Source organism: Psychrosphaera sp. B3R10 (assembly GCF_018861025.1).
In the GTDB taxonomy this organism is placed as follows: domain Bacteria; phylum Pseudomonadota; class Gammaproteobacteria; order Enterobacterales; family Alteromonadaceae; genus Psychrosphaera; species Psychrosphaera algicola.
Genome location: NZ_JAHKQH010000026.1, coordinates 108,914 through 134,275, shown reverse-complemented (window position 1 = coordinate 134,275; position 25,362 = coordinate 108,914). Strand labels below are relative to the sequence as shown.

At 40.3% G+C, this 25,362-nt stretch carries 21 protein-coding genes; 20 read left to right on the top strand and 1 reads right to left on the bottom strand.

Annotated elements, in window-relative coordinates:
* From KO525_RS10165 to KO525_RS10140, 6 genes are all read left to right on the top strand, one after another.
* Positions 1-225, top strand: a 225-nt coding sequence (locus KO525_RS10165; RefSeq protein ID WP_215963695.1) for a hypothetical protein, incomplete at its 5' end; no start/stop codon positions are given.
* 189 nt (positions 226-414) lie between these two features.
* Positions 415-2,601, top strand: a complete 2,187-nt coding sequence (locus tag KO525_RS10160; RefSeq protein WP_252738704.1) for a bifunctional rhamnulose-1-phosphate aldolase/short-chain dehydrogenase — start codon at positions 415-417, stop codon at positions 2,599-2,601.
* A 23-nt stretch (positions 2,602-2,624) separates the two neighbouring features.
* On the top strand, positions 2,625-3,917 hold the full coding sequence (gene rhaI, locus KO525_RS10155) for an L-rhamnose catabolism isomerase (protein ID WP_215963693.1): 1,293 nt from the start codon (positions 2,625-2,627) through the stop codon (positions 3,915-3,917).
* A 180-nt stretch (positions 3,918-4,097) separates the two neighbouring features.
* Entirely contained in the window at positions 4,098-5,759 is a 1,662-nt protein-coding gene (locus KO525_RS10150) for a nucleoside transporter (RefSeq protein ID WP_215963692.1), read from the top strand.
* Between the two features lie 105 nt (positions 5,760-5,864).
* Positions 5,865-7,010 (top strand): alpha-hydroxy acid oxidase, encoded by a 1,146-nt coding sequence (locus KO525_RS10145; protein WP_215963691.1) that lies wholly within the window; start codon positions 5,865-5,867, stop codon positions 7,008-7,010.
* 31 nt (positions 7,011-7,041) lie between these two features.
* Complete coding sequence (locus KO525_RS10140; RefSeq protein ID WP_215963690.1) at positions 7,042-8,445, top strand: FGGY-family carbohydrate kinase; 1,404 nt, start codon at positions 7,042-7,044, stop codon at positions 8,443-8,445.
* An 84-nt stretch (positions 8,446-8,529) separates the two neighbouring features.
* Here the strand turns inward: KO525_RS10140 and KO525_RS10135 are convergent, their stop codons facing one another.
* A complete protein-coding gene (locus KO525_RS10135) occupies positions 8,530-9,363 on the bottom strand; it encodes a DeoR/GlpR family DNA-binding transcription regulator (protein WP_252736837.1) in 834 nt (277 codons plus the stop codon).
* A gap of 360 nt (positions 9,364-9,723) precedes the next feature.
* Here KO525_RS10135 and KO525_RS10130 point away from each other — a divergent pair, with 360 nt between their 5' ends.
* The 14 genes from KO525_RS10130 (at position 9,724) to KO525_RS10065 (ending at position 25,319) form a co-directional block, all read left to right on the top strand.
* Positions 9,724-10,668, top strand: a complete 945-nt coding sequence (locus KO525_RS10130; protein ID WP_303522858.1) for a sugar kinase — start codon at positions 9,724-9,726, stop codon at positions 10,666-10,668.
* A complete protein-coding gene (locus tag KO525_RS10125; protein ID WP_215963688.1) occupies positions 10,658-11,650 on the top strand; it encodes a TRAP transporter substrate-binding protein in 993 nt (330 codons plus the stop codon). Before KO525_RS10130 ends, KO525_RS10125 begins: the two co-directional genes overlap by 11 nt.
* The gene (locus KO525_RS10120; RefSeq protein WP_215963687.1) at positions 11,640-12,218 is read left to right on the top strand and encodes a TRAP transporter small permease; all 579 of its coding nucleotides are present in this window, start codon (positions 11,640-11,642) and stop codon (positions 12,216-12,218) included. Before KO525_RS10125 ends, KO525_RS10120 begins: the two co-directional genes overlap by 11 nt.
* The gene (locus tag KO525_RS10115; protein ID WP_215963686.1) at positions 12,211-13,503 is read left to right on the top strand and encodes a TRAP transporter large permease; all 1,293 of its coding nucleotides are present in this window, start codon (positions 12,211-12,213) and stop codon (positions 13,501-13,503) included. The genes KO525_RS10120 and KO525_RS10115 overlap by 8 nt, the downstream gene beginning before the upstream one ends.
* A 28-nt stretch (positions 13,504-13,531) precedes the next feature.
* The gene (gene kduD, locus KO525_RS10110) at positions 13,532-14,305 is read left to right on the top strand and encodes a 2-dehydro-3-deoxy-D-gluconate 5-dehydrogenase KduD (protein WP_215963685.1); all 774 of its coding nucleotides are present in this window, start codon (positions 13,532-13,534) and stop codon (positions 14,303-14,305) included.
* 20 nt (positions 14,306-14,325) lie between these two features.
* Positions 14,326-15,156, top strand: coding sequence for a 5-dehydro-4-deoxy-D-glucuronate isomerase (kduI, locus tag KO525_RS10105; RefSeq protein WP_215963684.1), 831 nt, complete (start codon positions 14,326-14,328; stop codon positions 15,154-15,156).
* Between the two features lie 115 nt (positions 15,157-15,271).
* Entirely contained in the window at positions 15,272-16,471 is a 1,200-nt protein-coding gene (locus tag KO525_RS10100; protein WP_215963683.1) for an NAD(P) transhydrogenase subunit alpha, read from the top strand.
* 2 nt (positions 16,472-16,473) lie between these two features.
* Positions 16,474-16,749 carry an NAD(P) transhydrogenase subunit alpha gene (locus tag KO525_RS10095; RefSeq protein ID WP_215963682.1) on the top strand — a complete coding sequence of 92 codons (276 nt, stop codon included), beginning with the start codon at positions 16,474-16,476 and terminating at the stop codon, positions 16,747-16,749.
* 9 nt (positions 16,750-16,758) lie between these two features.
* A complete protein-coding gene (locus KO525_RS10090; protein WP_215963681.1) occupies positions 16,759-18,129 on the top strand; it encodes an NAD(P)(+) transhydrogenase (Re/Si-specific) subunit beta in 1,371 nt (456 codons plus the stop codon).
* A 146-nt stretch (positions 18,130-18,275) separates the two neighbouring features.
* Complete coding sequence (locus KO525_RS10085; RefSeq protein WP_215963680.1) at positions 18,276-19,475, top strand: right-handed parallel beta-helix repeat-containing protein; 1,200 nt, start codon at positions 18,276-18,278, stop codon at positions 19,473-19,475.
* Positions 19,476-19,784: 309 nt separating this feature from the next.
* On the top strand, positions 19,785-20,864 hold the full coding sequence (gene fbaA, locus KO525_RS10080; protein ID WP_215963679.1) for a class II fructose-bisphosphate aldolase: 1,080 nt from the start codon (positions 19,785-19,787) through the stop codon (positions 20,862-20,864).
* 287 nt (positions 20,865-21,151) lie between these two features.
* Complete coding sequence (locus KO525_RS10075; RefSeq protein WP_215963678.1) at positions 21,152-22,567, top strand: sulfatase-like hydrolase/transferase; 1,416 nt, start codon at positions 21,152-21,154, stop codon at positions 22,565-22,567.
* Between the two features lie 12 nt (positions 22,568-22,579).
* Positions 22,580-24,034 carry a BNR-4 repeat-containing protein gene (locus tag KO525_RS10070; protein ID WP_215963677.1) on the top strand — a complete coding sequence of 485 codons (1,455 nt, stop codon included), beginning with the start codon at positions 22,580-22,582 and terminating at the stop codon, positions 24,032-24,034.
* Positions 24,035-24,098: 64 nt separating this feature from the next.
* Complete coding sequence (locus KO525_RS10065; RefSeq protein ID WP_215963676.1) at positions 24,099-25,319, top strand: glycoside hydrolase family 105 protein; 1,221 nt, start codon at positions 24,099-24,101, stop codon at positions 25,317-25,319.
* The last annotated feature ends 43 nt before the right edge of the window (positions 25,320-25,362 follow it).

The following is a 25,362-nucleotide window of genomic DNA, read 5'->3' as shown; positions in this document are numbered from 1 at the left end:
ATAAACGATATAAACGATATGCGGTTTAATGAAGGCAACTATGATGTTGATCTGCTGTTAATTAAATATTTTGGCTCCTGCTTAGAAGAGCAACGCCTTTCTCATGTCAAATCTATCCTCGTTTGTATTTGTGAGTGTAGTGCTCAAGTAGATAAGTTTACTAAATTACAGCTAAAAAATAGCTCTCATTTTCATCGTGTTGCACACATTGCAATCCATAATTAGATCTATTCGCTCATATTGATAACACAAACAATGCTTGACTTGAATTGTTTGAAATTTATCTGATTTATTCTGTGGTGACTTAAAATGATTGAAAATGCTTGACTGTGTTTAAATTGGAGGTAGTATTGAGTGAAATAATTTAATTTATCGCATGATTTCCTTTTTAAGTGGGAGTGACAAAGAATGACAATGAAAAAAGACAAATACCTATATGTGGATTACAACTGGGATGATGAAATCGCTGAGGGGTTATCTCCCCTAGATAGCCTAGTGTACCGTTCAAACATTTTGGGTGCAGATCAACGCATTACAAACACTGGTGGTGGCAATACGTCAGCGAAGTTAATGGAAACTGATCCATTAACAGGGGAAGAGGTTGAAGTCCTTTGGGTGAAAGGTTCAGGCGGTGATTTACGAACTGCGAAGAAAGAAAATTTCTCTTCTTTATACCAAGGTAAATTAAATGCATTAGACGGTGCTTACCGAAAGCAACCGGTAACAGGTTATAAATCATCTGGCGAAGATGCAATGATTGGCATGTACAAACATTGTAACTTTTGTTTGAACCCGCGTGCTTCTTCAATTGACACCCCACTTCATTCCATGATTGCGGAAAAGCATGTTGACCATTTACACCCAAATGCTGTTATTGCAATTGCCTCTTGTAAAGATCAAGAAGCCTTAACTGAAAAAGTTTGGGGTGGAAAGATGGCTTATGTACCTTGGATGCGCCCAGGTTGGGAAGCGGCAAAAGTATGTGAAGATGCTTATGCTGCAAAACCTGACAGTATCGGAATTCTGTTGGGGCAACATGGTCATACTAACTGGGAGTCGGAAAGTAAAAGTTGTTACGAGACGTCATTATGGGTTATTGAAACAGCAGCAAGTTATATCGAAGAACACGATAAAGGCGCATTGACTTTTGGCGGTGCCAAAGTAGAAAGTTTGCCAGACAATAAACGCACGGAATTACTTCGTAAATTTTTACCAGTAGCTCGCGGTATCCTATCTAATAAAGTGAAATTTATTGCAACGGTTCAAACTGACGAAACTGCGTTACGTTTTGTTAATAGTGTTGACGCACCTCGTTTAGCTAAATTAGGCACTTCATGTCCAGATCATTTCTTACGTACTAAAATTCAACCACTCTACGTTGACTTTAACCCTCAACAAGACAGTTTTGAAACCTTAGTTGAAAAACTTAACGCTGGTATTGAGCAATATCGAATAGACTATGCAAAATACTATAATAGCTGCAAACGCGATGATTCTCCTGCGATGCGAGACCCAAGTCCAACGGTTATCTTAATTCCGGGTGTTGGTATTATCGGTTGGGGTAAAAACAAATCTGAATCGAGAGTTACGACAGAGTTCTACAACTGTGCGATTGAAGTCATGAGAGGTGCTGAAGCAATTAGCGAATATACAGCCTTACCACAGCAAGAAGCATTTGATATCGAATATTGGGCTTTAGAAGAAGCGAAGTTACAGCGGATGCCTAAAGAAGCACCGTTAGCTCGCGATATCGTTGTGGTTATTGGTGCTGGTGACGGTATTGGTAAAGAGACCGCATTTAGAGTTGCAAAAGAAGGGGCTCATGTTGTTTGTGCCGACTTACGTTTTGACGCTGCACAAAAAACTGCTGATGAATTAGCGGCAATTTATGGTCAAGGTATCGGTGTCGCGGGGACAGGGATCTCTGGTTGTGGTCCTGCTATTGCTCAAGAAGTGAATATTACTGATCGTGAAAGCGTTCAGAAAATGTTTGAAAAAGTAATTTTAGCCTATGGTGGTATTGATAAAGTTATCGTTACGGCAGGTGTATTTTTGGCTCCTGGTCAATCGGGTATGAGTAACGATCAGCAGTTTGATGTGAGCTTTGCCGTAAATGTAAAAGGTGGCTATATCGTCGGTACCGAAGCAAATGAAATTTGGAAAGCTCAAGGGTTAAAAGGCGCATTAGTTCTTACAACTAGTGTAAATGCAGCAGTGTCAAAGAAAGGTTCTCTTGCTTATGATACGTCGAAAGCTGCGGCTAATCATTTAGTACGAGAGCTTGCTGTTGAATTGTCACCGCTAGTTAATGTTAATGGTTTAGCTCCTGCAACTGTTGTGAAAGGCAGTACGATGTTCCCTCGTGACCGAGTCATCGCTTCATTAACTAAATACAGCGTTGATTTTGCTGAATCAGATTCTGATGACGAATTACGTGACAAGTTGGCTAATTTTTATGCCCAACGCACATTAACTAAATCTCCAATTACCCCAGCAGACCAAGCAGAGGCAGCTTATTTGATGGTGTCTGGGCAATTAAGCAAAACTACAGGTCAAATTATCAGTGTAGACGGTGGTTTACACGAAGCGTTTTTACGCTAAGTTACGAGAAAATAGGAATTATTATGACGCAACGTATCGATAAAGGGCTAATTGCAGAAGAAAATGCAAAATTAGAAGCCAATTTACAAGAAGATTATCAAGCACTTGGTAACAAGCTATCACGTGACGGTATCAATATTGATGAAATCACAGCGAAAGCGGAAGAATTTCAAATTGCCGTTCCTTCATGGGGAACTGGTACAGGCGGAACGCGTTTTGCGCGTTTCCCTGGTGAGGGTGAACCTCGTAATATCTGGGAAAAGCTAGAAGATAGTGCGGTTATTAACGACTTATCTCAGTGTACTGAACGTGTTTCTCCGCATTTTCCATGGGATAAAGTGGATGACTTCTCTGAGTTGAAACAAACATCGGACAGCCTGAACCTGAAATGGGATTCTATCAATTCAAATACATTCCAAGATCAGCCGGGACAAGAACATAGTTTTAAGTATGGTAGCTTGAGCAACACCAGCCAAGAATCACGTGACCTTGCTATTCAACATAACCTTGATTGTATTGAATATGGTAAAGCACTAGATTCAAAAACATTAACTGTTTGGGTTGGGGATGGTTCTAATCATCCAGGTCAACAACATTTTCAACATGCTTTTGAGCGTTATTTAGAAAGCATGAAAAAGATTTATGCTGGCCTGCCTTCAGACTGGGAACTCCACATCGAACATAAAATGTTTGAACCTGCATTTTACTCAACGATTATTCAAGACTGGGGAAGTAATGTATTAGCAGCGATGGAACTTGGACCTCAAGCTAAGTCGCTTGTTGATTTAGGTCACCATGCACCTAACGTTAACATTGAAATGATTGTGTCACGTTTGATCCAATTTAAGAAACTTGGTGGTTTCCATTTCAACGACTCTAAATATGGCGACGACGATTTAGATAGCGGCAGTTTGCATCCATATCAACAGTTCCTTATTTTCAATGAATTAGTTGATGCAGAATATCGTCAACAAGCTGAATTTGGGCCTAATTATATGTTAGATCAATCTCATAACGTGACAGACCCAATTGAAAGTTTAATGAACTCTGCGGCTAGTGTACAACGTTCTTATGTATCAGCACTTATCGTTGATCGCGAGAAGTTAAGTGGTTATCAAACTGAAAATGATGCGCTTATGTGTAGCAATACATTGAAAAAGGCCTTTACTACAGACGTATCGCCAATATTAGAAATGGCTCGTTTACGTAAAGGTGGGGCAATTGATCCAATCGCTGTTTATCGCAAGTCAGGCTATCGAGCACAGGCTGGTATTGAGCGTCCTAATAGCGGTGGCAATGGCTCTGGGATTGTTTAGAACGACGGTCACTAGATGTTATATATGTGATTAGCTATATGCACGGGGGTCTTTGCAGGTTTCCGTGCTTTTTAATAAAAAAACCTTTTAGCGATCTTCATAACAGCTTAAGGCAATACAAAATAAAATTATAAAAAGGCTTATACCCAGTGGTAAAAAGCTATTTGTTTGGAGAGCATCATGTCAGCAGCAGAAGAATTTGAATCAGTACCGGTATCGGCAGAAAAACTGCAGGGCCCCAAAACGTTCGCAGCTTCTTACGCCGGGGAACACGTGGCCGGAACAGAATTTGTTATTGGCGCATTATTTGTATCTTGGGGGGTTGGAGCAGTTGATGTATTAGTTGGGTTATTAATTGGTAACTTATTAGCAGTGTTAACCTGGGGACTCGTTACAGCTCCTATTGCAACCGACACTCGTTTAACCTTGTATGCATATTTAGAGAAAATTGCTGGACCCGGAACCATCAGATTCTACAGTGTTATCAACGGCATTTTGTTTTGTGTTTTGGCTGGGGCGATGATAACGGTTTCCGCATCGGCAGTTCGGATCCCTTTTGGGATACCAGATCAAGTTGGCTACTTTCCAACAGATTGGCGATTTGTAGCGGTTGTGCTCGGTGTTGGTGCCGTAGTGGTTTATATGGCAGTGAAAGGTTTCAAGAAATTGGCTGCATTTGCTGAGGTATGTGCTCCTTGGATGATTTTAATGTTTATCGTTGGTGCTTTTGTCATGATGCCAACAACCGTTGCGGCCACAGCAAATGTTGACAGTATCAACAGTTTTAACGACTTTTTAACAGTTGCTAGTGATTCAATTTGGAAAAAAACGACCGGTGATATTGGTATTATGCATGTAATTGCTTTTGCATGGGTCGCTAATTTGGCGATGCATGGCAGTTTAGGGGATATGACACTCCTACGTTTTGCAAAAAGTCCTAGATATGGATATTTCTCTGCGCTTGGTATGTTTATTGGTCACTACATTGCTTGGATCTGTGCAGGTGTTATGGGGGCCGGAGCTGCGATATTGCTAAATACCACTATTACAGCAATTGATCCGGGGTCAGTTGCATATACAGCACTAGGAACATCAGGGATTTTGGCCGTAATAATTGCTGGTTGGACAACGTCAAACCCGACTATTTATCGTGCAGGACTCGCTTTTAGTTCATTAAATCAATCGTGGGGACGTACTCGCGTTACGATCGTCGTAGGTATTATAACGACTATCATTGCCTGCTCTCCATTTGTGTTTTCAGGTTTGCTAGGTTTTGTCGGTTACATGGGACTATTGTTGGCACCTGTTGGCGCTATTATTGTCGCTGAACATTGGTTGTTTAATAAAATAGGTTTAACTCGCTATTGGTCAAGTTATAAGGGCAACACTACAAATTGGGCTGCTTTATCTACCTGGGTTGTTTCTATGTTGGTAGGAATTGCAGTGGAGCAAGCTGGAGTATTGCACTTGTTCTTTATTTTAGTGCCACTTTGGATTTTTGCTACAGCTATGTACGTTGCCTTAGCGTCAGTTATGGGAGCAAAAGAAACTTACCCAGAAGCTGCAATTGCGGAACAAGCAGAGTCTGATCGCAAGGCTAAAGAAGCGGTTTACTTAGCTGGCCCTACGAATGGCGCAGAAGATGCGGTTAAAATAATCCCACTTAATGCAACATTAGCTAAATTTGTGTCTTGGGGGGCTTTAGTCGCATGTGCTTTGTTAGGTTTATTAGCATACGCAAATACGAATATTGAAATTGTCACCTCTTGGTTAATTATCCCTACTTTAGTTTATTTTGTCACCGCTACATATGCATATTTGAAGTCAAATAGCACTCAATAGTACATTGCCAAGATAGAAGTAAAACTTTTCAATACACCGTTTAACAAGTTATAGGGGGACTTCCCCCTTAACTCTTCTAAAATTAACAAGAGAGTTGATCTCCCCATGCGTCTAAAAAATTGCCATAACTTTAAAGACTTTCGTAAATTAGCGGAACGTAGATTGCCGGGCCCTATTTTTAACTATATTGACGGCGGTGCCGACGATGAAGTCACATATAGAAATAATACAAGTTGCTTTGATAAGTGCGATTTGATCCCGAATGTTTTAAGGGGAGTAGAATCTGTAGATATGTCTGTTACCGTTATGGGGCAAAAACTAGATTTACCGGTATATTGTTCGCCGACCGCCTTACAGCGGCTCTTTCATCATAAAGGTGAACGAGCTGTAGCTGCTGCATCTGAAAAATATGGCACTATGTTTGGCGTCTCGTCACTGGGAACTGTGGCAATGGAAGAAATCAGAGAAAAACACAAAAACCCACAGGTTTTCCAATTCTATTTTCATAAAGACCGAGGACTAAATCGAGCTATGTTGGAAAGGGCGAAAGCGGCTGGCGTTGAAGTCCTTATGTTAACTGTGGACAGCATTACAGGGGGCAATCGAGAGCGTGATTTAAGAACAGGCTTTTCTATCCCTATGCAATTGACTTTAGGCGGTATGATGCAATTTGCCATGAAACCGATGTGGGGCATTAATTATGTAACTCATGAAAAATTTAGACTGCCGCAACTAGAATCACATGTAGACATGAGTGGTGGAGCAACTTCGATTGGGCGTTACTTTACTGAAATGTTAGATCCAACAATGAATTGGGATGATGTAGCTGAACTCGCTGAATTTTGGGATGGGGAGTTTTGTTTAAAAGGTATAATGTCAGGCGCTGACGCGAAGCTTGCCGCGGATGCTGGTTGTACTGGAGTGATTTTGTCTAATCATGGTGGCCGTCAATTAGATGGTTCAAGTACCGCATTTAATCAATTAACCGAGGTTGTTGAAGCCGCCGGTGACCGCTTGGATGTGATGATGGATGGCGGTGTTCAGCGAGGTACGCAAGTTCTAAAAGCTTTGTCGCTAGGCGCAAAAGCGGTTGGTTTAGGGCGTTATTACCTTTTCCCACTTGCAGCAGCTGGACAAGCTGGAGTTGAACGTGCATTAGGGCAAATGCGGGCTGAAATTGAACGCGATATGAAATTGATGGGGGTAACGTCTCTTGACCAATTAACTCGCAGCAACTTGCGTTTTCGTTAAAGATCGAATCAACCAATTGAGTTAATAAGACATGACAATTACATCAAATGAATACACGCTGATTATCGATATCGGCAAGACCCACGTTAAAGTACATTTGCTCGATTCAGCAACGTTTGAGTCGGTTTTTGCAAAACAAATGAGCAATCAAGTCAACAAAATTGGCATTTACCCTAGCATGGATATTGAAGCCATTTGGATATGGTGCTGTGACTCGATTGCAGAAGCAGCAGCACTATTTAAGATTACCAAGTTAACGGTGACTACTCATGGTGCGACTGCAGCGTTAATTGATCGAAATCGATCTGATTACGGTGGTCTTGTTTTACCTGTTTTGGATTACGAATATTCAGACGTCCAGCTACAAACTCCAAACTACGAAGAATGTCGACCTGACTTTTCTTCTACGTATTCTCCTATGTTACCAGCAGGCCTAAATTTAGGCCGTCAATTATTTTGGTTAAAACAAGAATTTCCTAAAGGGTTTGAACAAGCAACTGACATTCTAATGTACCCTCAATACTGGGTTTGGCGTTTTACAGGTCAGTTAGTTTCTGAGATTACTTCTTTGGGTTGCCATACTGACCTCTGGTCCTTAGAAAAAGGGGATTATTCTTCTTTGGTTGAACAACTCGATTGTCATGATAAATTTCCTGAGTTAAAACCAGCTTGGTACGCAGCTGGGGTTGTTAAGTCAGAACTGACGTCGAAATTGGGGTTAGAATCTAACTGCCAAGTATATAGCGGCTTACACGATAGTAATGCAAGTTATCTGCGTTATCGCTTGTCGCAAGGCAATAAGCCATTTACCGTTGTTTCGACTGGGACATGGACAATACTTATGGCCTCTCAAATTGAGCTAGAAAATTTAAACCCAAGCAAAGATATGTTGGCTAATATCGATGCTTTAGGAACCCCAATCGCGTGTGCCCGTTTTATGGGAGGAAGAGAGTTCGAAGCTATTTGCGAACAAGCAGGTTCTTGGCTAGGGGAGCAGTTTGAGTTACAAGACTTACAAAATGTTATCGACAATAAAGTATTCGCTATCCCTGATTTTAGCGGTGGAAGCGGTCCGTTTGGTGGCCAAAAATCAAGTTTTAATGGTGATGTCAATAAAGTTAGCGGCATCGCATTGGCGACAATTTATTGCGCATTAATGACTGATTATCAATTGGATATGTTAGGTGCGAAAGGCGACGTATATATAGAAGGGGCTTTCTTAAAGAACCCTCTTTTGTGTAGCATTGTAAGCCAACTTCGAACCGAGCAACAAGTTAAGCTGTCCCTTGACACAACAGGGACAGTACAAGGCGCTGCATATTTAACAGATTGGGAAAACATCCAAGGCCAAATAGAAGCAAAGTCGGTTCAAAAAAGTGAGCTGACTAATTTATTGGTTTATAAAAATATGTGGCGAAAGTTGATTGAAGGTTAAGTGTGGGATCGTTCTCTTGCTATTGTAAGTATTAGGTATGTGTTTGCCGACACATACCTTTTTTTATTTATTCTTTTGTTGTATTTATTCGTCTTCGGCTTCTACTAAAATCACTTCAATGCCGTTTTGCTCAAAATAGGCAACGAGTTCTGGATCTGCTTTGGTATCCGAAATTAGAATGTCTACTTCTGCCAAAGGACATAATATAAAATTACTACGTTTTCCTAACTTAGTACTATCAGCAAGAATCACAAGCTTTTCTGTTTGCTTTTTAAGCTTTTGCTCCGAGCGAATGAGCAATGGGTCTGACTCCATTACCCCAAACTTTCCTAAACCTGGTGTCCCCATAAACATCATTGAACCGTGAAAATATTCCGTATTGTCTGTTTCATATGAACTTAAAATAATGCCTTGTTCACGGTAAATCTCACCACCAGGTAAAGTGACCTGAATATCACTATGTTTTGTTAAATAATTGGCCAGAATAAAAGAGTTGGTTAAAATATTTAAATGCATGTCAGCTAAATATTCGCCCATCATATATGTTGATGTACCACCATTAATAATAATAGAGTCACCATTCTCACATAATTCAGTCGCTCTTTTAGCTATTGCTCTTTTTGTCGCTGCTCGTTTATCTTTATCAACAAAAAACACAGAACTTGAGATGTGTTTTTTCTTTGGCTCACCGTTAATTGATTCTGCTCCGCCACGTATTTTAGTGATTTCACCGCGCTTTGCCATTTTGGTAATGTCTCTACGGATTGTTGCTTCAGACGCGTTTAATTTTTCTGTTAAATCTCGGACACTTGCAAATTGCTGTTGGTCCAAAATATCCTTGATCAATTGTTGCCTATGTTTTTCTAACATGGGTAACCCCTTAGGTGAGATAACATTGTTAACTTGTGAATTTTTCATATTCTATCGGCAAATTCCTCTACATACAATTACGTATAAAAGTACCATATTAAGACGTATAAAGACAGTTTTTGACTGTTATAGTTTGTTCATGGTCATTATTTATTTTCACATTTAAGAAAATAATTTATTTGTTGAATTTATCGTCATAATTTTTGTTTGATAGAGTTCATTCTACATTTAATTAAGTCAATTAATTTTTCTTTATATGACTTTTAGTCAATAATAATCTATATCGCTCATTTACAATCATGGGTTTCCTATATACAATCAAAAATAACTGCATTAATGCGTGAATGCATTTTGCTCATGGTGGGTAAAAAAATAACAATGAATTAGTCACCTACAATACTGTGCAAAGTGCTTGTCAATAAGGGTAAGACATTGAAAGTAGCAATTATTGGTGAGTGTATGCTTGAACTAAGTATGCAAAAAAACGGGCTATATAAAATAGGGTATGGTGGAGATACATTAAACACAGCTGTGTATTTGTCGCGCTGCGGAGGGCTGTGTGATTACTTTACTGTGATTGGTGATGACAGTTATAGCTCGAGTATGAAGTTAGATTGGGAAAATTCTGGCGTTGGGGTATCCAAAGTTAAGGTAGCTGAACGTAATAATTCAGGTCTATATCTAATAGAAAATGACGACGACGGTGAGCGCTATTTCCATTATTGGCGAAATCATTCGCCAGCTAGGCAATTGTTGCATTATTACCCTGAGTTGTTTTCGGATCTAATGAATTATGACTATGTATTCCTAACTGGTATTACGTTGTCTTTGTATTCTGAGGACGATCGGCAGGCACTTTTAGGGTTCCTAAAAACTTATCGAGGTGCAGGCGGTCGAGTGGTATTTGATAACAATTATCGCTCAAATGGTTGGGTTTCAGTGGAATTTGCTATCACTGCTTATCAACAAATGATGACGCTTACCGATGTAGCTCTTTTAAGTTTAGACGATGAAGTATTGATGTACGGTGAGCATAGCGCAAAACAGTGTATTCAACGCTGGGAAAGAGCTGGTGTTACTGAGGTTGTTGTGAAAAATGGCCACCGAGGTTGTATGGCCTATGTCGATGAGCAAATTTCTGAAATCCCACTTGAACGACTTATTCAGCCGCGTGACACAACGGCTGCTGGTGATTCGTTTAATGGAGCGTACTTAGCCGCTAGATTACAGAGTAAGTCAGTAGAAGAAAGTGTTCTTGACGGTCAATTTTGCGCCAGTGTCGTGATACAACATAGCGGCGCAATTATTAACGAAGACGTGAATGTGGCAAGGGGAGCGGCGCATGATAACTAAAATTAGGCTGTTATTTGGCGCCGCGTTGCTGGCATTAGTTGGTTGTACTCCTACCGACCAAACTAGTACGTCAATTCGCTTGGCTCATGGTCTTGATATTCAACACCCAGTGCATAAAGCCTTAGTTTTTATGGATGAGGAACTTCAAAGATTGTCGTCTGGGCAAATGAATTTAGTGATTTACCCATCAGGCCAATTAGGGTCTGAACGTGAAATTATCGAGCTTATCCAAATTGGAACCATGGGCATGACCAAGGTTAGCGCGAGTTCACTTGAAGCATTTGTTCCGCAAATGAAAGTGTTTAGCTTACCTTATCTATTTACTGACCAAACTCATTATTGGCAAACCTTAAATAGTGATATCGGGCAATCATTGTTAGACGCCGGTACCGATTATCGTGTTAAAGGCTTAGGTTATTTCGATGCAGGGAGCCGCAGTTTTTATACCACGGACAAGCTTGTTGAAAAACCTTCCGACCTCAATGGTTTAAAGATCCGCGTAATGAATAGTCAATCGGCAGTTGATATGGTCAATACGATAGGAGGCGCTGCAACTCCGGTTAGTTGGGGCGAATTATACACTGCACTGCAACAGGGGATTGTCGAAGGGGCGGAAAATAACCCTCCGAGTTTTTTCTTTTCGAAACACTATGAAGTTAGTAAGTACTATTTATTAGATGAACATACTTCTATTCCAGATGTCATCATTATTGGCACTCATATGTGGAATAAACTTTCTGAACAACAACAAGCTTGGTTGACTATTGCGATGCAACGAGCAACAGACTACCAGCGTCAGTTATGGCATGAGTCGACCTTGATGTCGCTAAACAAAGTTAAAGAAGCCGGCGTTAAAGTGATGCAGGCAGATAAGGTGTTGTTCCAGAAAAGTGTTGAGCCAATTTATCAAGCGTTAGCCAATCAACCAATTATGACGTTAATTAATGACATTAGAGCATTAGGAGATCGCCATGAAGACTAGTAATCATTTTTTTGCCACCTTTATTTCTAAAATGGATCAAGGTTTACGCTACTTATTGGCGCTGATGATGGGGCTATTAGTAATAGACGTAACATGGCAAGTCTTAACACGATTTGTGTTACCACAGCCAAGCTCTTTTACCGAAGAAGTGGCTCGGTTTTTGTTGATTTGGGTCAGTTTACTAGGTGGTGCTTACGCTTATCGTCAGCATAGTCATTTAGGGTTTGATTTAATCGTGCGTAATCTTTCGGTAAAAAAAGCCATTCGTATCTATCAATTTAGTTGCCTTTTGGTGTCTTTTTTTGCAGTGGCCGTATTGATTGTCGGTGGTACAAACTTGATGACATTGACGTGGACTTTAGGTCAGTTCTCACCTGTATTGAACGTACCAATGGCTGCAGTTTATTCCGTATTGCCACTTAGCGGTATTCTCTTCTTAATTTACAGCCTCTATTTTTTACTCAACGCGGATCAAAATGCAGTAACAAATCAAGAAGAAAGCGCAGAGATAATTGAAGAACTCAATCCTGAGTTGAACGAAACAAAGGGCGGATCTCGTCATGACTAGTATTTTATTGTTTGGCATTTTCGCACTGCTTCTGCTAATTAATTTACCAATCGCCTTAGCTATTATTTTTGCTACGTTAGTCACTATGCTGGCGACGATAGATACGTTACCGGCTTTGACTACAATAGCTCAGAGGCTGGCTGCAGGTATTGATAGTTTTGCGTTACTGGCTATCCCTTATTTTATATTGTCAGGATATTTAATGGGACAAGGTGGGATTGCTCAGCGTTTAATTGCTTTTGCAAAAGTATTGGTTGGCAAATTACCTGGTGGTTTAGCCATCGTGAATGTTATTTCATGTGCGTTATTTGGTTCGATTTCAGGTTCGGCTGTTGCTGCAACTTCTGCAATTGGTGGCTTTATGATACCTGCGATGAAAAAAGAAGGGTATGACAAACCTTTTAGTACTGCAGTTACAGTCACAGCCGCTACAACAGGCATGTTGATACCACCGAGTAATATCTTAATTATCTATTCACTGGCGAGTGGCGGTGTTTCTATTGCAGCGTTGTTTATTGCTGGATACTTACCTGGGTTATTAGTTTCTTTATTACTAATTGCGAGCGCAGTGTTGTACGCAAAACGACACAATATCCAGCCAATTCAAGGGCAAGTTGAAGAGCCTTTTTGGGCGTCCTTTTGGGGAGCAATTCCGAGCCTACTGCTAATAGTATTGATTATTGGCGGCATTATTGGCGGTTGGTTTACACCTACGGAGGCTGGTGCCATCGCAGTGTTATATTCAATGGCTTTATCGCTGTTGTTTTATAAAGAGCTTAGTATTAAGGATATTTACCCAATTTTATTGAAGTCGGTGAATACCACAGCAATTGTTATGCTATTGATTGGCGCGTCTTCAGCAATGTCTTGGTTAATGTCCTATGAAGCGATTCCACAATCGATCAGTAATTCGTTATTGAATTTGTCTGACAATCCTCTGCTGATTCTATTAATCATCAATTTAACTTTGTTGCTCATTGGCACGTTTATGGACATGACACCTGCTGTTTTGATCTTTACACCAATTTTCCTTCCTGTTGCCGAGTCATTAGGTATATCGCCGTTGCACTTTGGCATCATGATGATTTTAAACTTGTCGATTGGGTTGTGTACCCCGCCTGTAGGCAGTGTGTTATTTGTTGGTTGTAGTATCGGTAAGGTTTCTATCAGCAAAATCATTAAACCAATTTTACCACTGTATGCTGCGATGATTCTGGCCCTTGTTTTGGTCACAATGTTCCCTGCAATCAGTGAGTTTTTACCACAATTGTTTGGCTTAATTTAATCCAAACACCTAATTCGGAAGACATATTATGCAAGATTTTTTAAAACAACAATTTGGTCTCGAAGGTAAAGTTGCCATTGTTACCGGTGCGACACGAGGTCTTGGACAGGCAATGGCTATCGCACTTGGTGAAGCTGGAGCCACAGTGGTTGCCGTTGGATCGAAACCAGAAAATGTCGCCAATACGATTAAACTATTAGAAGCGAAAGGTATTAAGCATTTAGCCTTGGGTTGTGATCAATCAAACAAAGCGCAAATTATCGACGTTGTAGAAGATACACTTAAAGCGTTTGGAAAAATTGACATATTAGTAAATAACGCGGGCACCATAAAACGATCTCCGGCACATGAATTTACAGACGAAGATTGGGATGACGTAATTGAAGTCAATCTAAATGGTGTTTTTCGTTTTTGTCGTGAAGTGGGCAAACACATGTTGAAACAAGGCAGTGGCAAAATCATCAATATTGCATCTTTGTTGAGTTTTTCTGGAGGGATCACAGTGCCGGCTTATGCAGCTAGTAAAGGTGGAGTTGCACAGCTTACAAAAGCATTGGCTAACGAATGGGCTGCATCAGGTATTCAGGTTAATGCAATAGCACCGGGATATTTTGAAACCGACAATACATATAATCTACGTCAAGATAAAGAGCGTCATGCCAGCATAACGGCTCGTATTCCTGCTGGGGAATGGGGGAAGCCTGAGGATTTGACTGGACCTGCGATATTTTTATCAAGTTCTGCGGCCAATTACATGAACGGCCACGTTATGTTAGTTGACGGTGGTTGGATGGCTCGATAAGCCAATTAGGAGTAAAAATTATGAATTTTATGTTTTCAGCTGATATTAGAAGCTACAAAGATATGCGTAATGATGAATTACGTGACGCATTTGTTACTCAGCCATTATTTACCGAAGGCGATATTAACATGACATATACCGATGTCGACCGAGGTGTAGTGGCTGGTATTATGCCTACGGACAAAGCTTTAGATTTACCAACACATAAAGAACTCGCAGCTGACTATTTTTGTCAGAGACGTGAAGCTGGGGTAATTAACATTGGAGGACCAGGTTCTGTTTCCGTTGATGGCGAATCGTTTGTGATGGCCAACAAAGACAGTTTGTATATTGCAAAAGAAAGTCAATCTGTGACATTTAAATCTGATAATGCCAGCTCACCAGCTAAGTTTTATTTGGTGTCTTATCCAGCGCATAGAGTGACTAAAACTATTCATGTACCCAAAGAAAACGCCAATACAATAGAATTGGGGAGTCAAGAGACTTCAAATGAGCGAACAATTTTTCAATCTATCCGTCCTGGTATTGTAGATAGTTGTCAATTGGTGATGGGTATAACTGAATTAAAGCCCGGCAGCGTTTGGAATACCAAGCCGCCTCATACTCATTTTCGTCGAACTGAAATTTATATGTATTTTGACTTGCCAGAAGAAGAGCGTGTATTTCATTTGATGGGTGAGCCGGCTGAAATTCGCTCACTATCTTTACCAAAGGAAGTCGCGATTGCGTCACCAATGTGGTCAATTCATAGTGGTGTAGGCACAACCAATTATACGTTTGTTTGGGCCATGGGCGGTGAAAACCAAGATTTTGATGACATGGACCATTTGACTGTCTCCGATCTTAACTAACCATTCCTCATAGTTTAGAGGAGTAACTGGTTTAGGCGTTACTCCTCATTATTGAATAAATTTTCCACTGCCATTCACTGGTAGGGGTTAGTACACCTTAAATTTAGGATTTGTCATGACAATATTCGCTTTTCCAAAAGAACTTACTCCAGGTGAAAATCGTTGTGCGTTGCTGCCCGGCAACGTTAAAGCGTATGCCCTTATGGGCGTAGATGTACAAATTGAAACCGGACTTGGAGAAGGTCTCAATATCGATGATCAAGTATATATTGATGCCGGGGCAACGGTCGTTAATAGTCGTGTAGCTTTGCTTTCTGCGGCAGAGGTGGTGATGTCTATAGATAAACTGCCCAAAAATGATTTGCGACATATCGCTGGTAACATAGCGATAAGCTTTTTAGACCCGTTTAACGATTTGGCTTATGTTGAAAATTTAAGACAACATAATGTCACTAGTTTTAGTATGGAAATGATCCCGCGTTCCACTCGGTGTCAGAAAATGGATGCCCTAAGTTCCCAGGCAAGCTTAGCTGGCTATGTCATGGTTTCAAAAGCGGTAGACGCACTTAATCGTATTATGCCAATGATGATGACTGCAGCGGGTACGATTAAACCAGCCAAAGTGTTTATCATTGGCGCTGGAGTAGCTGGTTTACAAGCTATTGCTACGGCGAAGCGACTAGGGGCCACAGTTACTGCATTTGATACACGCAGCGTAGTAGCAGAGCAAGTGCAATCATTGGGTGCTAAATTTCTTAATATTGACCTAGGAGATACAGGCCAAACCAACCAAGGGTATGCGACCGCGCTATCACCGGAACAACTTGAAATACAACACGCTGCACAGGCTAAATGTATTGCAGAGTCAGACATAGTAATAACAACAGCACAGTTGTTTGGTCGTAAACCACCTAGACTCATTAATCAACAGACAATAAGTCAAATGAAACCCGGTTCTGTGGTGGTTGATATGGCAGCTGAATCTGGTGGTAATGTTGAAGGTAGCGTGCCAAAAGCTACTGTTGAAGTAAATGGGGTTACGATTATAGGTACCGGAAATTGGGCAAATGAAGTTGCTTATAATGCGTCTCAAATGTATGCCAACAACGTTTTAAGTTTAGTCAGTGAATTTTGGGACAAAGAAAATAAGCACTTCTTAGTCGACTTAGAAGATGACATTCAAAATTTAGCTGTGATCACCCACGGATCAAATGTTATCAATTCAACCATAAAAGAACTGCATCAGGATTTCATGGAGTCTAATCCCAGCACGACGCCTGCAGCAACCATCAATCTAACCGCAACGGAGCAGTAAAGATGACCGCAATATATTTATTATTTATTTTAATATTGGCGATTTTTGTCGGATTTGAATTAATTCGTAAAGTGCCAGCAACACTTCATACCCCTTTAATGTCTGGAGCGAATGCTATTTCAGGGATCACAGTGATTGGTGCTTTAAGCATAGCAGGTGGCGAGCATGACACCATTGCAACATGGTTGGGTGGTATCGCTGTGTTATTAGCAACGATAAATGTTGTGGGTGGTTATTTAGTAACTGACCGCATGTTAGCGATGTTTAAAAAAAGGTAAGGTGCAGTGATGAACGATTATTCGATGTTAATTAATTTAGTTTATGTGGTTTCTGCCACCTTGTTTATTTTTGGTCTTAAATTATTAAGTCATCCATCAACGGCTAGAAAAGGCAATATGTTGTCTGCAGTCGCAATGTTATTAGCTGTTGTCGTGACAATGTTAGATCACCAAATACTATCCTTTGAACTAATTTTGGCCTGTTTAGTGATAGGTTCAGCTGTCGGGGTTTATGCGGCTCGTAAAGTTGAGATGACTTCAATGCCTGAACTAGTGTCACTGTTTAATGGTATCGGTGGCTTAGCGAGTTTGGCTGTCGCCTATGCAACGTTAAATGGCAGTGTTGGTTTGTCAGTATTTGTTGCTTTAGTAAGCTTTTTAGCCTTGTTAATAGGGGCAATCACATTCTCTGGCAGCGTTGTTGCGTGGGCAAAATTAAGTGAAAGGATAGTGGGTCGCCCGATTATCTTTAAAGGTCAGGTAATTGCTAATATTGTGCTCATAATTGGTCTTTTCGTTTGTGGCGCCTTAATTTCGTTGCAACCTAATGATGGAAATTGGCACTATATTGCTATTGGTCTCGCGCTGGTAATGGGCATTATGTTGGTTTTACCGATTGGTGGAGCAGATATGCCTGTCGTTATTTCATTACTAAATAGCTACTCAGGTTTGGCGGCGTGCGCGGCGGGATTTGCATTAGAAAATAATTTACTTATCGTTGCCGGAGCATTAGTTGGTGCGAGCGGTATTATTTTGACTAATATCATGTGTAAAGCAATGAATCGCTCTCTTATTAACGTAGTGACATCAGGCTTTAAACCTGTAGTTACAAGTGATATGAAGATTGAAGGTGAAATAAAACCCCTTACTGCAGAGGATGCTTTTTATGTTTTGGAAGCCGCACAATCTGTATTAGTCATTCCTGGTTATGGTATGGCTGTAGCTCAGGCTCAGCATGCAATGAAAGAGCTTCAGGGGCTTATTGAAGGAAATGGTGCAGAAGTCGCTTATGCTATTCATCCTGTTGCGGGTCGAATGCCCGGCCACATGAATGTCTTGCTTGCTGAAGCTGATGTTTCATATGAACAGTTATTTGAAATGGACGAAATTAATCCTCGTATTGAAGGCTTTGACGTTGCCATTGTTATTGGGGCAAATGACGTGGTCAACCCAGCGGCTCGTGAAATGGAAGGGAGTCCAATCTACGGAATGCCGGTCATCAACGTAGATCTTGCAAAAAATGTATTTGTATTAAAACGAGGAATGGCCGCAGGTTTTGCGGGAATAGACAATCCATTATTCTTTAAAGACAATACTCGCATGATTTTTGGTGATGCAAAAGAAACATTAACTAACCTAGTTAGGCAATTTGCAGATTAAATAGTAAACAGTTTGCTTCCATGTTGTGATTTAATTTGATTAAAAAAGATTGATATTGTTTTGTTTGGGTTGTAGTTTATTGCGTTGTTGGGTTTTTAGTCAAACCCAGCTACGCAAACAATAATAATACTCAACAGGTACACAATATGAATTTTAAATTACGTACGATATCTTCATTGTCTGCCGCAATTTTGTCATTTCAAATTTACGCACTCGATTGCAATTCAGATCCAGTAAACCCAAATGGCGATTCCAATCAATTACAGGCTGCTCTCCAACAAGCCACTAATACTGGCCTTCCAATCAAGCTTACAGGAACTTATTACATCAGTTCTGACATCAAAGTTTATTTAAAAAATGACCTAAGTGTGGACGCAAGTGGGGCGTCTTTCATTGCAACAACCTCTTTAGATGGTGATATGTTCAGCTTAGATGCTCACGATATTAAGTCGTCTGAGTGTGGTGCTGGCACAGGTTTAGCTAATGTCAGTTGGGATGGCGGCAGTTTTGATATGGCTAATGCTAAAGTCTCTACTGTTGTTCCGTATACTTCTTTAACACCGGTTGCAAAGCAAGGTACAAAAGCGACAGCAGATGCTTTGTCTATCCGAGGTGTGAGTAATAATGGCAGTAGTAAATTAAATCACCTTATCGTTGAAAATATTACATTTAATGGTACGTCGTCCAGTTCAGATCCGTTTTACTTAGCTGGTGGCGATAGTGGCATATTGATGACCGGCGCGTTAAAAGCAACTATAAAAAATAATAGTTTTTATGGTGTCAGGGATGCTGCAATTTATGTTTCTGCTGGCGGAGCGAATGGTGTGTATGGTGATCATTTTACTCTCTCTAATAATTATATAGAGCGAGCGTTTGATGGTATTACAAGTAAACGAGGTGCAGACAATATCAAGATGTTAGATAACACAATGAATGATGTTGTCGTTGGGTTAAGTATTAAACGCGTTTTTAACGGTTGGACTGCTACGAATGTTACGATAAAAGGTAATATTATCACCAAAGGCGTTCGCCCAATTAGTATAGAACGTGCAAATAATGTCACGATCGAGGGCAATACAATTTACGATTTGGGAGAGAAGGTCGCAGGGGAAACTAATCCGAGGAACAAATATGGAAACCATTATGAAGGGATCGCTCTAAATGGGGTTCAGGGGACAAACTCCATTCGCCTAAACACCATAAATGGGGTTTCAGGGAGTACTAGGGAAGGTTCAACTACGACTTACGGTATTGTAACTCGAGATGAGGATAGTCGGACAACAACTGGTGTCACGATTGTGGATAACAGTTTCAGCAAACTCGATAAATGGGTCAAGCACTATTAGTCTTTCTTTTAAATTCAAGCACTATTTTTAAGTAGTACCTTTTAATTTAGCGGCAATATAACATTTAAAATTACACCACTTTAAGGTGATTAATCTTAAATATAGCCTTACCAAAAAGTATAACCCTGAATGACCTGTTTTGATTGTTGATGCTTGACAATGATTGTTGATTGGGTAGCATTGCGTATCAAATTTCAGTGCAACGATGTAATCAGTGTGCAGTCTAGAGTTTTGGATTGAGCTCGTAGGTGCGCAACGGGAAACATATCGTCACATATACCCGTTTGACTAATAAATGAGAGATAATTGATGAACCTTTTTAATTTGGTACCTGCCGGTGTTGTTGCTGGCAAAGATGTTGAAACACTATACCAAGTGGCGCGACAGAACAAATTTGCTTATCCAGCAATTAATGTGGTCGGCACAAATTCAATTAATGCTGCATTGGAGGCCGCGAAGTCTTGTCAATCTCCTGTAATTATTCAGTTATCGTATAGTGGTTCAGCTTTTTTTGTTGGCAAAGGGGCTGGCCTAAAAGGTCATTCTGCTTCAATCGCTGGGGCAATCGCTGCTGCGCATTATGTGCATAATGTAGCGCTGCATTATGGTGTTCCGGTGATTTTACATACGGACCATGCGGCTAAAAACCTACTGCCTTGGATAGACGGTTTATTAGATGCTGGCGAACGTTTTTATCAACTGCAAGGGCGTCCTTTATTCAGTTCTCATATGTTAGATCTATCTGAAGAGCCCTTGGCAGAAAATATTGAAATCTGCAGTCAATATTTGGCACGAATGAAAGATTTGGAAATGTCGATTGAAATCGAACTTGGCTGCACGGGTGGAGAAGAAGATGGTGTCGACAATACAAACTTGGATAATTCATTGTTATATACCCAACCTGAAGATGTGAGTTTTGCATATCAAGCGTTGGCTAAAGTGAGTGATGCGTTTACCATTGCTGCGTCTTTTGGCAATGTTCATGGGGTTTACAAACCTGGTAATGTCAAACTAACCCCTGAAATTCTTAAAAATTCACAGGCTTATGTCAGCGAGAAATTTGGTCTTTCGGATAATACCCTTAATTTTGTGTTTCATGGGGGATCTGGTTCTAGCTCGGCTGAAATTGAAGAGGCAATAAGTTACGGTGTCATCAAAATGAATATCGATACTGATACACAATGGGCGAGTTGGCAAGGTGTGTTGAAATACTACAAACAGCATGAGGTGTTTTTGCAAGAGCAAATAGGTAACCCAGAAGATCCGGATGCGCCAAATAAAAAATATTACGATCCGCGGGTGTGGTTGAGAGAGGTTGAAAAGTCTATGTCTGCTCGATTGATATTGGCATTCGAGCAGTTAAATTGTGTGGGCCGTTATAAAAAGTAGCTAAAGATAAGTAGTAAAAAAATGACCTTAACGGGTCATTTTTTTTATTTCAATGGGCCTATAGATAAGCGTTTGCAATTATGTTGAACAACAAATGGCACTAGTCTCATAAATTGAGTGTGATGATGACAACTTTATGACTTAACACTCATAATAGGTCAATAAAAGTCAAAATAAGTCTTTTTTGATTTGTTTGATTCAGGTAGTATGGAGTCAGAAGAATAAAATAAACCTGTTAAGTGATCATTTTTTAGGTGATTAACGGGTTGATAGTTATAGGGTAAGACATGAAAAATAAAGTAAGCAAAGTTGTTAAATTAGTTGCCAGTGCCTTATTGATAGCCGGTTGTGCGATAAATACAGTCACTGCCGAAGAAAAACCAAATATTATTTTTATTTTAACCGATGATCTCGGTTTTAATCAGGTTGGTGCTTATGGTGATACACCTATTAAAACCCCGAACTTAGACGCAATGGCGGCAAATGGGATCCGGTTTGATCAAGCTTATGCTGGCAATACCGTATGTTCACCATCTCGTGTGTCTCTATTTACTGGCCGTGATGGCCGTTATATGACAAATAACTCGAATACAGTTGAGCTAAATCATAAAGACATAACGTTGGCTCATGTTCTTAAATACGCGGATTATGATACTGCATTATTTGGGAAATACTCTATTGGCCAACAAATGGGGGTCACAGATCCTTTGGCAATGGGATTTGACACTTGGTACGGTATGTACTCCATTTTGGAAGGACATAGACAGTACCCACAAATTCTTTGGCGAGATGGTCAAAAAATTCGCATCAAAGAAAACGAAGGTGGTCGCAAAGGTGCTTACGCACAAGAGTTATTTACAAATGAAGCGATTGATTACATCAAGCAAGAACGTGAAAACCCGTTTTTTGTTATGTTAACTTACTCATCTCCACATGCAGAATTAGCCGTACCAGCCAAATATAGCGACAAATATAAACTGTCAGAAAAACCATATACCGGAATGAAAGGTGGTAAACCAGCTGACAAATATGCGGCGTATTACCCTGAACCAGTTGACAAACCAAATGCAACTTTAGCGGGTATGGTGTCGGCTCTAGACGAATATATTGGTCAAATCCTAAATACTTTAGATGAGCAAGGTAAGCTTGAAAATACCTTGATCATATTTACTTCTGACAACGGCCCTCATGATGAAGGGGGCGCAGATCCTACATTTTTTAAAGCTTCTGCACCATATAAAGGCCAAAAACGTGACCTTTACGATGGGGGCATCCATGTTCCGATGATTGTGCATTGGCCTGCTCAAATTCGTACTGCTCGGGTTGACCAAACTCCTTGGTTATTTGCCGATGTTTTACCAACTTTCGCAGATATTGCAGATGTAAATTTAAATATGATTCCTAGAGTTCATACAAATGGTGTCTCAATTGCAGACTTACTCAACGATAAACCAGTGAAAATGGCTGACCGCATTTTATATTGGGAGTTTTCAAAACAAGTAGGTGATCCAAATTCTGGTGTCATTGGAGATACTTACCAGGCCGCTAGAAAAGGGAATTGGAAAGCCGTTCGATACGGTTTTGATGCACCTTTAGAACTCTACAACATCATTCAAGATCCATCAGAATCAAATAATTTGGTCAGAAAAAACAGACCAATGGCTAGCGAGTTTTTAGCGTTATTTGAACGTTATAAAAAGTAAGTAGGCACAATTATGTTGAAGTTAAATAACTTAAAAAATAACTTTCTTAAGCCATTGTTGACAGTTGGTAGCTTAATAATTATCAGCATTGTAATGTCAGGATGCGGAAGTGTGATAGCTGAAAAGCCTAACGAAACTATAGTGGATTATTTTGCCGATAACGGCACGGGAAATCCATTGGCTGTGGTTCAACACCCAGCTGGAGAATACCACAATGGAGTTACCTATGTATCTTATCAAGGACCATTTGAGGACCCTTACGTCGCGGCCTATAACCACAAAACTGAAACATGGGTTGGTCCTTTTCGCGCTGGTACTAGCGAACTAGGCCGTCGTGATGGACGAACTAAGTTCGACAATCATGGTAAGCCGACAGTGTTAATAGATGATGCTGGATATATTCATATCTTTTATGGTGGGCACGGTGGCGATAAACACCATGGAAAAAATTTACTTGGTAATATTCATCATGGTGCAAATAAACACTCTATTTCGAAGCGTCCTTTAGATATTACCGAATGGGAAGAAGTCGACAATATTTCGGTATTTGGTACGTATAACCAAGCTATAAAAATGGATAATGGTGACATTTATTTGTTTTACCGCCACGGTGCCCATCGCAGCGACTGGGTTTATCAAAAATCTACTGATAATGGCCGCACATTTGCAGAACCTGAGTCATTTTTAAAGCATAAACGCCGCACTGATATCAAAGCAATGGACAGTTGGTACGCTTGGGTCGGAAAAGGTAGTGGCGATGAAATTATGGTGACGTTTGACTACCATATTTGTTGGGATGGCAAAGCGACAAAACGAGGTCACACAACTGAGCGTCACGATGCTCACTATATGACATTTAATACTAAAACCGGTGAATGGAAAAATGTGCGTGGTGAGACTTTAACTATGCCATTACACAGAGAAGATGCTGAAAAGCAAACGTTGGTACTGGATACTGGTAACGATTGGACTTTCAACGGAACAACTTATTTAGACACAGATGGTTACCCTCATATTGCAACTAATATTGGTAAAGATTTAGGGGCAAAAACAGGTGGCCCTAAATTAACTCACCATATTCGCTGGGACGGCAAAGAGTGGCTAGTTAGTGATGCAATTAATAGTGCTCGTTCAACTATTTCTCGCGGCGACTTCGTTGTCACAGAACCAAATGATGTTCAATTTATATTGTCAGACGAAGATGGCTCTGACGGTGTGATAGCGTGGTGGCAGAGTAAAGATGGTGGTAAATCATTTACCAATAAAAAAGAGCTTCTCAGACGCAATAAAGCAACATTTGCTATTACGAGCATGATTAAGAATGCTCATCCTGATGCCAGAGTTATTGTTGCCGAAAAATCGAGAAATACACCACATCGAAAAATCTATCTGGTCGGAGACAATGGTCCAATTAAGCGTGAGTTAAAAGACGCGACGTTAGAAAAAGACCAATCCACATTTAACTAATAACGAAAAATTTAGCAAAAGATTAGTCACAAAAGACTAACCAAAAATTAATAAGGGTAAGTTTATGTTTAAAACATTCTCAAAGCTTTCGGCTGTGCCGTTAGCGTTAAGCTTAGTGATAGCGGGTTGTGGTCAAACGAACGTAGATAATGATACGAACGTCAAGCAAGAAAACGTAAAATATACAGCCGAACAAATCAGACTTTCCGCACATGATATTGCAAGTAGAGCAGGTCAATGGCAAATAGAACAACTTGGCAATTTGAGTTACATTCCTGAGTCCCATAGAGCAAAATCAGAAAATCCTAAATTTTGGATCCAAGCCGCATTTTATATCGGCTTAACGAAATGGGCTGAAACTGCAAACGATCAGAACTTTTTAGCTTATATGGATAAAATGTCTAAAGAACAGGAGTATGGCCTATTAACCGACAGACCATATCATGCTGATGACCATACTATTGGCCAAACGTATTTGTGGCTGACTGAGCAAACAGGTAATCAGGATGCTTATAAAAAAGTACAGAAACACTTCGATTGGATATTAGCGAACAAACCTGACGTTGGTTTGGAAATGTTAGATAAAACTGCGAGTGGTTCTGGCAAAGTCCACCATGAAGGAAATTGTCAATTGCGTTGGTGTTGGGCTGACGCTTTATTTATGGCTCCACGCACTTGGTTAAAGTTGTCGAACGTTACGGGTGATGCTAAATATTTTGAATATGCAGATCATGAGTTCTGGGCAGCGGCGGATTACTTGTTTTCTGATAAATATGGTTTGTTTTTCCGAGACAGTCGTTACTTTGATATGAAGAGTGACAACGGTGAACCGGTATTTTGGGGACGTGGTAATGGCTGGGTATTTGCCGCTATTCCATTAATTATCGATGACTTGCCAAAAGACCATCCTTCTCGTGATCGCTACATTGAACTATATAAAAAGAATGCAGCAGGTCTAGTTAAGTTACAAACGGAAAACGGTTATTGGCCTGCTTCGTTAATGGATCCAAATAAAGTGAAGACGCCTGAAGTTAGCGGAACAGGGTTTATAACTTATGGACTAGCATGGGGTGTAAACAATGGCATTCTCACTGATGCAAAAACTAAGGAAGTTGTTGAGAAAGGATGGCGCGCTCTAGAACAAGCCGTTGAACCAAGTGGACGCGTAAATTGGGTGCAACATGTAGGTAAGTCACCTGATCCAGTTAAGAAAACAGATTCTCAATTATATGGTGTTGGTGCGGTACTACTTGCGGCATCTGAGATGTCTAAGTGGAAAAACTAAATTGTTCAGTCATAGCGCTCGTTTAACGAGCGCTTTTTTTTAA

What these genes read in the sequence shown, in the direction of transcription:
- KO525_RS10125 (WP_215963688.1), top strand. Translation starts at nt 10,658, where the DNA reads ATGATAACTAAAATTAGGCTGTTATTTGGCGCCGCGTTGCTGGCATTA.
- KO525_RS10145 (WP_215963691.1), top strand. Translation starts at nt 5,865, where the DNA reads ATGCGTCTAAAAAATTGCCATAACTTTAAAGACTTTCGTAAATTAGCG.
- KO525_RS10090 (WP_215963681.1), top strand. Translation starts at nt 16,759, where the DNA reads ATGAACGATTATTCGATGTTAATTAATTTAGTTTATGTGGTTTCTGCC.
- KO525_RS10075 (WP_215963678.1), top strand. Translation starts at nt 21,152, where the DNA reads ATGAAAAATAAAGTAAGCAAAGTTGTTAAATTAGTTGCCAGTGCCTTA.
- KO525_RS10085 (WP_215963680.1), top strand. Translation starts at nt 18,276, where the DNA reads ATGAATTTTAAATTACGTACGATATCTTCATTGTCTGCCGCAATTTTG.
- KO525_RS10115 (WP_215963686.1), top strand. Translation starts at nt 12,211, where the DNA reads ATGACTAGTATTTTATTGTTTGGCATTTTCGCACTGCTTCTGCTAATT.
- KO525_RS10120 (WP_215963687.1), top strand. Translation starts at nt 11,640, where the DNA reads ATGAAGACTAGTAATCATTTTTTTGCCACCTTTATTTCTAAAATGGAT.
- KO525_RS10160 (WP_252738704.1), top strand. Translation starts at nt 415, where the DNA reads ATGAAAAAAGACAAATACCTATATGTGGATTACAACTGGGATGATGAA.
- KO525_RS10140 (WP_215963690.1), top strand. Translation starts at nt 7,042, where the DNA reads ATGACAATTACATCAAATGAATACACGCTGATTATCGATATCGGCAAG.
- KO525_RS10070 (WP_215963677.1), top strand. Translation starts at nt 22,580, where the DNA reads ATGTTGAAGTTAAATAACTTAAAAAATAACTTTCTTAAGCCATTGTTG.
- kduI (WP_215963684.1), top strand. Translation starts at nt 14,326, where the DNA reads ATGAATTTTATGTTTTCAGCTGATATTAGAAGCTACAAAGATATGCGT.
- fbaA (WP_215963679.1), top strand. Translation starts at nt 19,785, where the DNA reads ATGAACCTTTTTAATTTGGTACCTGCCGGTGTTGTTGCTGGCAAAGAT.
- rhaI (WP_215963693.1), top strand. Translation starts at nt 2,625, where the DNA reads ATGACGCAACGTATCGATAAAGGGCTAATTGCAGAAGAAAATGCAAAA.
- KO525_RS10135 (WP_252736837.1), bottom strand. Translation starts at nt 9,363, where the DNA reads ATGAAAAATTCACAAGTTAACAATGTTATCTCACCTAAGGGGTTACCC.
- KO525_RS10100 (WP_215963683.1), top strand. Translation starts at nt 15,272, where the DNA reads ATGACAATATTCGCTTTTCCAAAAGAACTTACTCCAGGTGAAAATCGT.
- KO525_RS10065 (WP_215963676.1), top strand. Translation starts at nt 24,099, where the DNA reads ATGTTTAAAACATTCTCAAAGCTTTCGGCTGTGCCGTTAGCGTTAAGC.
- kduD (WP_215963685.1), top strand. Translation starts at nt 13,532, where the DNA reads ATGCAAGATTTTTTAAAACAACAATTTGGTCTCGAAGGTAAAGTTGCC.
- KO525_RS10095 (WP_215963682.1), top strand. Translation starts at nt 16,474, where the DNA reads ATGACCGCAATATATTTATTATTTATTTTAATATTGGCGATTTTTGTC.
- KO525_RS10150 (WP_215963692.1), top strand. Translation starts at nt 4,098, where the DNA reads ATGTCAGCAGCAGAAGAATTTGAATCAGTACCGGTATCGGCAGAAAAA.